This window comes from Sphingobacterium sp. UBA7253, from assembly GCF_002472745.1.
Lineage (GTDB): Bacteria > Bacteroidota > Bacteroidia > Sphingobacteriales > Sphingobacteriaceae > Sphingobacterium > Sphingobacterium siyangense.
This window is the reverse complement of sequence record NZ_DKSP01000215.1, coordinates 23712-33057: the sequence shown is the minus strand read 5'-3', so window position 1 is coordinate 33057 and position 9346 is coordinate 23712. Positions and strand designations below refer to the sequence as shown.

Genomic DNA, 9346 nt, shown 5'->3' with positions numbered 1-9346 from the left:
GGACTTATCGAATACTCTGTAATAAATCCTTCAAAGGTAGCATCACCGTCTTGATTCACCTGACTCAATCGAGATTGGTTACGGATACGCTCTTTCAGTGCCTCCGTAAAATTCTGACTTAACGTCGGATAAACCAAAGGAGCTATATTTTCGAAATATTGAATATTGACTGTTTTCATTCCCTCAGGAATGGATCCACCAGTAAATCCATATTTTACCCCACAACTATTCATTACAAACAAAAAGATTGTGGTGAGAAAAGCATATAAAATTTTTCTTGACAACATCTGTAAACCTTAATCTAAATTTAAGTCTTTAATTTTTCTGTACAAAGTTCTTTCAGAAATTCCCAACTCCTGCGCAGCAGCTTTACGTTTACCACGGTGCTTTTTCAGTGCTTTCTTGATCAGATCAGACTCTTTATCGACAAGCGATAAAGATTCCTCAACTTCTTGAGCATCCTGAAGATATTCATCCTGTGCAACAGGATTTTTTAATACATTGGTCGGATTTGCCGGAGAATGTATCGTTAGCGTTGGGGTTGTATTATAATTTTCTGGATCTGCTTTCAATTGTGGTTCAATCTCCTGATACAATTGATTAATGTAGGGAGAATTTTGATCAAATGTGTTAGAATCGACACCTTTCTGAATTAATTCAACCACCAGTTTTTTCAGATCAACCATATCCTTCTTCATATCAAATAAGACTTTATACAGCAAATCTCTTTCTGAAAAATCCTCTTTTCCACCATTATTTGAAGGAACGACCGCTGGCAAACTCGTTCGGGATTCATTGGGTAGATAATTTTGAAGTGTATATGCATCAACAATGCGTTCTTTCTCCAAAACAGCGATTTGTTCCGCAACATTTTTCAGTTGACGCACGTTTCCGGGCCAGCTATAGTTGCGTAGCATATTCTGTGCATCTTCTGTCAATTGAACGCCAGGTGTACGGTATTTCTCAGAAAAGTCCACAATAAACTTGCGAAATAATAAGTTGATATCTTCAGGTCTTTCACGTAAAGACGGCACACGCAAGGGCACAGTATTTAAGCGATAATAAAGATCTTCACGAAATTTACCTTTTTGTACGGCTTCAAACACATTCACATTTGTCGCAGCAACCACCCGCACATTTGTCTTCTGTACCTTGGATGACCCTACCCGTATATATTCCCCTGATTCCAATACGCGTAATAATCTCGCTTGTGTCCCCAAAGGCAACTCACCCACTTCATCCAGAAAGATTGTTCCACCATCAACAACTTCAAAATATCCCTTCCTGGCTTCATGGGCACCCGTAAAAGAACCTTTTTCGTGACCAAACAACTCGGAGTCAATGGTCCCCTCTGGTATAGCTCCACAATTGACCGCAATAAAAGGGCCATGCTTACGGGAGCTTAATTGATGGATAATATGCGAAAAAACTTCTTTACCACTCCCACTTTCACCCTGTATTAATACGGAGATATCAGTTGGAGCCACTTGTCGTGCAATATCGATAGCACGGTTCAACAAAGGCGAATTACCGATAATTCCAAATCTATTCTTTATATCTTGGTTATCCATAAATTTCCAGTTGGAAATAAAACAATCTAAGTTTTCTTAATCAACAATCTTTCCCAATAATGTCGCAGAAGTACATGACTCGATAAGTACATTCACATAATCACCTTGTTTAAATCGAGGATCAATTGGAAATACCACCAATGCATTTTGATCATTACGACCGCAAAAATCGAACTCAGACCTTTTTGAAAATCCCTCGACAAGCACTTTACATACTTTGCCAACAAAATGTTGATAACGATATAAGCTATGATCGCGCTGTTTATTGATAACTTCTGTTAAACGACGTTTTTTTACATCCTCTGGAATATCATCTGCGTATCTTTTTGCAGCCAAAGTACCTGGCCTTTCCGAGTAAGCAAACATATAGGCGAAATCGTATTTGACATAATCCATCATAGATAATGTTTCCTGATGCTCCTCTTCTGTTTCAGTACAGAAACCTGTAATAACATCGGTAGAAATAGCACATTCAGGAATAATACGGCGGATGGCATCCACACGTTCCATATACCATTCACGGTCATAGGTACGATTCATCAATTCCAATACCCGGGAATTTCCAGATTGAACTGGCAAGTGAATATAATTACAGATGTTTTCATGCGAAGCTATTGCATATAAAACTTCATCTGTAATATCTTTTGGATGGGAAGTAGAGAAGCGAATACGTAAAAGCGGGCTGATTTCAGCAACCATCGTAAGCAAGCTAGCAAATGTTATAGTTTCACCCGGTTCCTCCCCTTCAGCTACTGGAGCAGTATATTTGTAGGAATCCACATTTTGTCCCAACAACGTAACCTCCTTATAGCCTGCATTAAAGAGATCTTGGGCCTCCTTGACGATAGATTGCGGATCACGGCTACGTTCACGTCCACGTGTAAAAGGAACAACACAGAAAGAACACATGTTGTCGCAGCCACGCATAATCGAAATAAAAGCTGTTACACCATTTGAATTCAAACGGACTGGATTAATATCGGCATACGTTTCCTCTCTAGATAACAAAACGTTTACAGCTTTAGCTCCATCGTCAACCTTATCAATCAAATTTGGTAGATCGCGATAAGCATCTGGCCCTACAACGACATCAACCAACTTCTCTTCCTCTAAGAATTTCGATTTCAAACGCTCCGCCATACACCCCAGCACACCAACGATCATTCCAGGATTTTTTGCTTTAGCAGCTTCAAATTCCTTTAGACGATTGCGCACACGCTGTTCTGCATTTTCGCGGATTGAACAGGTATTAATAAAAACCACATCCGCTTCCTGATAATTCTTGGTTGTTTCAAATCCCTTATCCAACAAAATAGAAGCAACAATCTCACTATCCGAAAAATTCATCTGGCAACCGTAACTTTCAATATACAGTTTGCGTCCATTACTTAACGTCGGATCCTGTTCTAATAATAATGCCTCACCCTGACGAGATTCGTCGTGTTCCTTAGTGGTATGTGTTAAATCTAGCATAGCTCGATATTCAATAGAATATAATTTTTATTATTTTCGATGACATAACCAATGCAATGACCGATCTTTTGCTGATCTGATTTTATGCCCTTAGTTATTTCAAAGACTACAAAGTTAGAAATTTAAATCCATATAATGACAGTTTGTCAGACAGAAATATGGTTTATCCTTTGTCAAATTTTAGGAGCAAATGGACTATATAAAATTCTGACACGCTGTATTTCACAAAAAAAGCGTTGATTAAATCAACGCTTTCTTATAATTCAAGATCAATAGATTTGTTTCAGGAGAATATTCCTGAGAATGCTTACTGACCTGCTTGTTGTTTCGCTTCTTTTTTCATTTGATCACCTGCAACAATAACGATTTCAACACGACGATTTTGAGCACGTCCTGCTTCCGTATCGTTACTTGCAATTGGTTCAGAGAAGTTTCTACCTTCAGTTCTAATACGCGAAGACGCTAAGCCTTTAGATACCGCAAATGCACGTACAGAATTTGCGCGGTCCAAAGACACTTTTTCATTCGCAGCCAACGTACCTACATTATCTGTATGTCCGATAACCAGGATTTCAGTACCTTGTTCTTTGTTCAAGGTTGTTACCAAATTTGCGATATTATCTTTAGCGGACGCTTTCAAATCTGATTTATTGAAATCAAATAAAATACCTGAATCAAACTTAACCACGATACCTTCCGCAGATTGCGTAACTTCAGCTCCTTCAACAGTTTTAGAAATCTCAGCAGCTTGTTTATCCATTTTTTTACCAATCAATACACCGGCAGCTCCACCAATTGCAGCACCTGCTAATGTACCGATAGCCGTATTACCAGCTTTGCCACCGATCAATGCACCTAAAGCACCTCCGGCAACACCACCGATTACGCCACCTTTAGTCGTATTATTTGTATTTTGGATGGTAGAACAACTTCCAAATAACATAGCTGAGGTTGCAACTGTCAAACCTAATACAGCTAATTTTCTATTCATTTTCATATGTATGCTATCTAAGACTTTTAATATTCAAATTAAATACCGTTCTTCTAAAATCAAACAAAGTGCCAAAAGACATTTTTATCAACTTTTTTGTTACAAAACACTGAAAAAGGCCGTTAAAACTTCCAAAAATGACGTCGATACGCTACATAATTTTAAATCACCTTTTCCTACTTGTACAAACAGCTAACAGTAACAAAAGCAAAATGTTTTTATTTTTCTTGGGTCTTTACTTCAATATCAGGTAAAAGAGCTCCTTTAGGCCTTCCCTTTGCATTAAAGTCGTCCATAGATTGTTGTACGTAATGCATTAAATCATACTGTCCCCAATGCTCAGCCAGATCAAAAGATGGACGGTAACGTATCATAAAGGCGTCTAATTCTGTACTATCCAGCTTCGTCAGATTTTTAACGGCTTCACGAGAGAAAATACGATCAACTTGTAACTCTTCCTTCTCCCTATCCATAAATCGCCCAAAGCGTTTCGCATTTTTGGCTTCCCTTCCAAAAAGATTATAAAGGGCGGTTGCAGGACTACCCAGATAGGTTCCGAACTTATTTTTACCCCCATTATAAACACCCTTTTTAGCGTAATTATTCATGGCATCATTTAATTCGGCCTCTTTCGTTTTTCGCTCAACGATGACGGTCTCCAATCGTATCCCTTCTTGCAATTCCACATAAAACTCATTCAGGTTGGTCAGCACGGTTTTAACAGGTGAATACCCGACTTTGGTAAAAGACAGGGAATCTCCTACCGATGCATCAATCGTAAAAACACCAAAAGAGTTACTCAACGTTGATCTGTGCGTGCGCATATTAAGCACCACAGCATCTCCAATGCGATTACCGTTCCCCTTTTGCAGCACCATTCCCGAAACCTTCTGCTGTTGTTGCGCAGTAGCTCCAAAATAGGTGAATAACAGCAAAAAAAGCCCTAATATATGTATATGTATTATTTTCATCCTATTATCTCTCTTCAATTACCCCAATTGGTTTCAGTGCGATTGTAAATCAACAATTTCATTGGGTCAAACATTCATTTCCGTAAGGAACAGCTTATAATTTATTTCAATCTTATTAATTCCCAGCTACACCTAACCTACTTTGTTAAAAGTAATAATAGTTTGACACTTGTACTGTTAAAAAAGTTTAAATATTCTTTGTTTATCATTTGTATGGATAAAAAACAAAATTAGCCCCTTCAGCAACTACAACAAACAAGCACATATAGTCTTTCGCAGGCTTATAGTTCTGAATAAAAGACGCTTTACGATCTTCTTGAATAATATCCATTTCTACAAACTCTTCCAGTGTCGAGGCGTTTATGCTCCATTTCGTCTCCAGTTCCTTACGATCTAATATCACTTCGCCAACGGAAACTTCATGCTGATGTGCGACAAAAATTGGGTAGTCAGAATAACCTTCTTCAACAATCTCCAGCGCTACTTCGCGGATTGATTCACTATAAAAATCGAGATCTACCTGCAGACTTTTTAATGGACTTTGCTCTGTAGACGGTGTATTTTCTTCTCTTGCAGATCCTGCAAATAAATCTTCTACTTCCATACTGTATGCTATTACTTCTTTAATTCCAATAAAACCACATTCTCAACGTGTTGGGTATGCGGAAACATATCTACTGGCTTGATCCGCTTCACCTCATATTTTTCGCCCAACAACACCAAATCGCGTGCCTGTGTAGCAGCATTACAACTGACATATACAATACGCGGTGATTCCATTTCTAACAAACGAGCTACAACGTCAGCGTGCATTCCTGCACGTGGTGGATCTGTAATCACCACATCTGGTTTTCCGTGTTCAGCTATGAAGGAAGGGGTCAACACATCTTTCATATCTCCAGCGTAGAACTTTGTATTCGTAATATCATTGATCGACGAATTGACTTTAGCGTCCTCAATGGCAGTAGGAACATACTCTACACCAACAACTTCTCTCGCCCTCTTAGCGACAAAGTTTGCAATTGTACCCGCTCCTGTATACAAGTCATACACCAACTCATCCCCCTTTAAATCGGCAAAGTCACGTGTGATTTTATACAGCTCATACGCTTGTGCAGAGTTTGTTTGATAGAACGACTTAGGCCCAACTTTGTAACGCAAGCCCTCCATCTCCTCATAGATAAAATCACGACCGGCATATACATGAATATCCTGATCGAAGATTGTATCATTGCGTTTCTGGTTTACAATATATAACAGGGAAGCGACTTGAGGAAACTTTTCTTTAACAAATTCCATCAACAACTCAACCTGTCCTTCTTCCGGATATGCAAACACAACGATCACCATCATCTCCCCGGTTGAAGAAATACGGATAATCAAATTACGCAATACACCTGTGTGTTCACGCAAATCGTAGAACGTCATATCTTGACTAAGAGCAAAATCACGGATACTATTACGAACTTCATTTGAAGGATCTTCTTGCAAAAAACAATGATCGATATCTAAAATCTTATCAAAACGTCCAGGCACGTGAAAACCCAGTGCATTCATTTCTAATTGGGACGAATCTTCATCAACAGAAGTCAACCATTTTTTGTTTGAAAAAGTATATTCTAATTTATTTCTGTAATATTCTGTTTGCGCAGAGCCTAAAATACTTTCCATCGCCGAAGTATCTACTTTCCCAATACGCGAAAGGGCATTATCGACAGATTGTTGCTTAAATTTTAGCTGAGCATCATAGGTCATATGCTGCCACTTACATCCGCCACACACTCCGAAATGTTCACAAAACGGATCTACACGATAAGATGAAGCCTCTTTTAAACTGGTCACCCGAGCCTCCGCAAAATTCTTTTTCTTGCGCATAAGCTCCACGTCAACAACATCACCAGGAACAGCTTTTTCTACAAACAAAACCAAATCTTCGGTTTTTCCAACACCTCTACCCTCTTCGGCAATATCAATGATGGCAATATCTTTCAAGAACTTTTTCTCTTGCGGAATTCTTCTACTCATAGGGTGCAAAAATACAAATTTATACCGATTTTTCATCTGCATAAATGATTTATAGCCATTGATTATCACTGGCATAAACGAGTACCTGACAGGTATGATAAGTTTCGAACGAATAGAATACCGGGATCAGATTCGGACATTGTTCGTACCTTGTTCGGATGCGATACAGATCGTGTACCGTTGCTGATCAGATTCCGACCAAACGCTGAACAGGAATTATCTGTTCAGGGTCTGGTCAATAATAGTTGCAAGACTGTTCATCTCCGAAGGTGGTACGAACATAATACGAAGACAACCCGACAATACCATTAACGTTGCTGAGCATCATAAAAAAGTGAACATGCAAAAAAAAGATAACGTCGTGAATTAGAAAGGGATGAGCGCGTTATAATAATGTTACTGAACTGTTGCCTGAACAAGATAAGGAAGGATCTCTTTCTGAAACGAAATAAAGTTTTTTCGCACATCGGCATCTGAGACGGCCGTAAAAGCAAAAGAAAACACAATACTCTTACTAGACTTGATCAAAAAGGTCAGCTTTTCTTCACTAATCGCTTCATTTATTTTTTCATTCTGAATGAATGTGCTTAGGAGCAGAAACTCCAAATCTTCAGAAAGCGTCTTTAGATATTCTTGTGCGTTCGCAGATTCCCGGATAAACTCCCAACCGATCAATTCATTGCAAGCCGTATAGGTCAGTCGGCTTACCCGCAAAATTGTTGAAGCCAAAAACGAAGCCATATCATCCTCATATTTGGTTGTTTTCAAAATATCCTGCAGACTCGCACGGAGATAATCCATGAGAATGGCATGCAAGATCATCTCTTTACTATCAAAATACTTGTACACCGTCGCCTTCGCAATCTTAGCTTTTTTTGCCAATGTGTTCACACTGGTTTTATGGTAGCCATTTTGACGAAAGAGCTCACGTGCTGTTCTTTTTATGGATTCAATAATATAATCTGGTTCCATATACGTTAGATCGTACGAATGTTGAAAGTCATCTACAAAGCTTAAAGACCAAAAAGCATCACATTATTCTCTTGCCTAATTATCGTAGAGAATAATGTGATGCCACAATCTTTACAATGATTAATTTATATTAATTCGGTCTCAAATTGAGACAAGAAACGCGTGTCATTTTCTGAGAAAAGACGTAGGTCTTTAATCACATATTTAAGGTTTGTGATACGTTCTATTCCCATACCAAATGCAAAACCTGAGTATTTTTTACTATCAATACCACAGTTATCAAGCACATTAGGATCTACCATACCGCAACCTAAAATTTCTACCCAGCCAGAGTACTTACACAAGTTACACCCTGCCCCTTTACAGATTGTACAGGAGATATCCATTTCTGCCGAAGGTTCAGTGAAAGGAAAATAGGATGGGCGGAAACGTACTTTGGTACCTTCGCCATACATCTCTTGAACAAAATGATATAAAGTTTGTTTCAAATCGGCAAAAGAAACATTCTCATCTACATATAAACCTTCTACTTGGTGAAAGAAACAGTGTGCACGGGCTGATATAGCTTCATTTCTATAAACACGTCCAGGCATTATCGCACGAAACGGTGGTTTTCCGGCTTCCATTAAACGCACCTGAACCGAAGATGTATGCGTTCTCAATGTAATGTCATTACCTTCCTGTTTTTTGATAAAGAAAGTATCTTGCATATCACGCGCAGGATGTTCCGGTGGAAAATTCAACGCAGAAAAATTATGCCAGTCATCTTCAATTTCCGGCCCTTCTGACACAATAAAGCCTAATTTCTTGAAAATTTCAACAATTTCTTTACGAACTAAAGAGATTGGATGTCTAGACCCCAGCTGAAAACCTTGACCAGGCAATGTTAAATCACTCGCAAATTCCTGTGATTTTTGCTTCTCACCAGACCCGAACTTTTCTTGTGCTTCTTTGAATGTATTTTCTGCGAACTGCTTAAATTCATTCAACACTTTTCCCAAAGTACGTTTCTCTTCAGGCGTAACTGTTTTGAATTCATCAAAAAGATTTTTCACAATCCCTTTGGAAACCAAAAACTTCAATCTGAAATTTTCTACATCGGCTGAAGAAGCTGGCGCAAATGCCTTAATCTCTTCAGTATACTGCGTAATTCTATCTTGCAACATAATTAGAGCAAACATAGCCAAAATTTCCGCTAAAAAGAAATTTTGAACTTCGACTGAGCATCATAAAAGAACACATAGCAGAAACAGCCTACTCGCTTGGGAGAAGGTAATCAGAATTCCACACCCAAAACGCTAATAAAACAAAAGAGCAGGCCTAGTTGCCTGCTCTTTTGTTTT

Annotated in this window: 9 protein-coding genes; all 9 read right to left on the bottom strand. The window is 38.7% G+C overall.

Going from position 1 to position 9346, the window contains the following annotated elements:
* Window positions 1–287 (bottom strand): LptE family protein (locus B2X72_RS21740; protein WP_286851470.1); only part of this gene is annotated, 287 nt, incomplete at its 3' end.
* A gap of 9 nt (window positions 288–296) precedes the next feature.
* On the bottom strand, window positions 297–1571 hold the full coding sequence (locus B2X72_RS21735) for a sigma-54 interaction domain-containing protein (protein WP_075990817.1): 1275 nt from the start codon (window positions 1569–1571) through the stop codon (window positions 297–299).
* 36 nt (window positions 1572–1607) lie between these two features.
* A complete protein-coding gene (gene miaB, locus B2X72_RS21730) occupies window positions 1608–3044 on the bottom strand; it encodes a tRNA (N6-isopentenyl adenosine(37)-C2)-methylthiotransferase MiaB (protein ID WP_182983440.1) in 1437 nt (478 codons plus the stop codon).
* Between the two features lie 307 nt (window positions 3045–3351).
* Window positions 3352–4035: an OmpA family protein gene (locus B2X72_RS21725; RefSeq protein WP_349681403.1), complete on the bottom strand. Its 684-nt coding sequence runs from the start codon at window positions 4033–4035 to the stop codon at window positions 3352–3354.
* Window positions 4036–4253: 218 nt separating this feature from the next.
* Window positions 4254–5006 (bottom strand): hypothetical protein, encoded by a 753-nt coding sequence (locus B2X72_RS21720; RefSeq protein ID WP_075990815.1) that lies wholly within the window; start codon window positions 5004–5006, stop codon window positions 4254–4256.
* Between the two features lie 205 nt (window positions 5007–5211).
* Complete coding sequence (locus B2X72_RS21715; RefSeq protein ID WP_088160022.1) at window positions 5212–5610, bottom strand: hypothetical protein; 399 nt, start codon at window positions 5608–5610, stop codon at window positions 5212–5214.
* An 11-nt stretch (window positions 5611–5621) separates the two neighbouring features.
* Window positions 5622–7031: a 23S rRNA (uracil(1939)-C(5))-methyltransferase RlmD gene (gene rlmD / locus B2X72_RS21710; RefSeq protein ID WP_145327221.1), complete on the bottom strand. Its 1410-nt coding sequence runs from the start codon at window positions 7029–7031 to the stop codon at window positions 5622–5624.
* A gap of 396 nt (window positions 7032–7427) precedes the next feature.
* Window positions 7428–8003 carry a TetR/AcrR family transcriptional regulator gene (locus B2X72_RS21705; RefSeq protein WP_046674798.1) on the bottom strand — a complete coding sequence of 192 codons (576 nt, stop codon included), beginning with the start codon at window positions 8001–8003 and terminating at the stop codon, window positions 7428–7430.
* A 125-nt stretch (window positions 8004–8128) separates the two neighbouring features.
* Complete coding sequence (gene pheS / locus B2X72_RS21700; protein ID WP_145327223.1) at window positions 8129–9169, bottom strand: phenylalanine--tRNA ligase subunit alpha; 1041 nt, start codon at window positions 9167–9169, stop codon at window positions 8129–8131.
* Between the last annotated feature and the right edge of the window lie 177 nt (window positions 9170–9346).

Coding starts and splice junctions, on each gene's coding strand:
- B2X72_RS21735 (WP_075990817.1), bottom strand. CDS start 1,571: ATGGATAACCAAGATATAAAGAATAGATTTGGAATTATCGGTAATTCG.
- miaB (WP_182983440.1), bottom strand. CDS start 3,044: ATGCTAGATTTAACACATACCACTAAGGAACACGACGAATCTCGTCAG.
- B2X72_RS21725 (WP_349681403.1), bottom strand. CDS start 4,035: ATGAATAGAAAATTAGCTGTATTAGGTTTGACAGTTGCAACCTCAGCT.
- B2X72_RS21720 (WP_075990815.1), bottom strand. CDS start 5,006: ATGAAAATAATACATATACATATATTAGGGCTTTTTTTGCTGTTATTC.
- B2X72_RS21715 (WP_088160022.1), bottom strand. CDS start 5,610: ATGGAAGTAGAAGATTTATTTGCAGGATCTGCAAGAGAAGAAAATACA.
- rlmD (WP_145327221.1), bottom strand. CDS start 7,031: ATGAGTAGAAGAATTCCGCAAGAGAAAAAGTTCTTGAAAGATATTGCC.
- B2X72_RS21705 (WP_046674798.1), bottom strand. CDS start 8,003: ATGGAACCAGATTATATTATTGAATCCATAAAAAGAACAGCACGTGAG.
- pheS (WP_145327223.1), bottom strand. CDS start 9,169: ATGTTGCAAGATAGAATTACGCAGTATACTGAAGAGATTAAGGCATTT.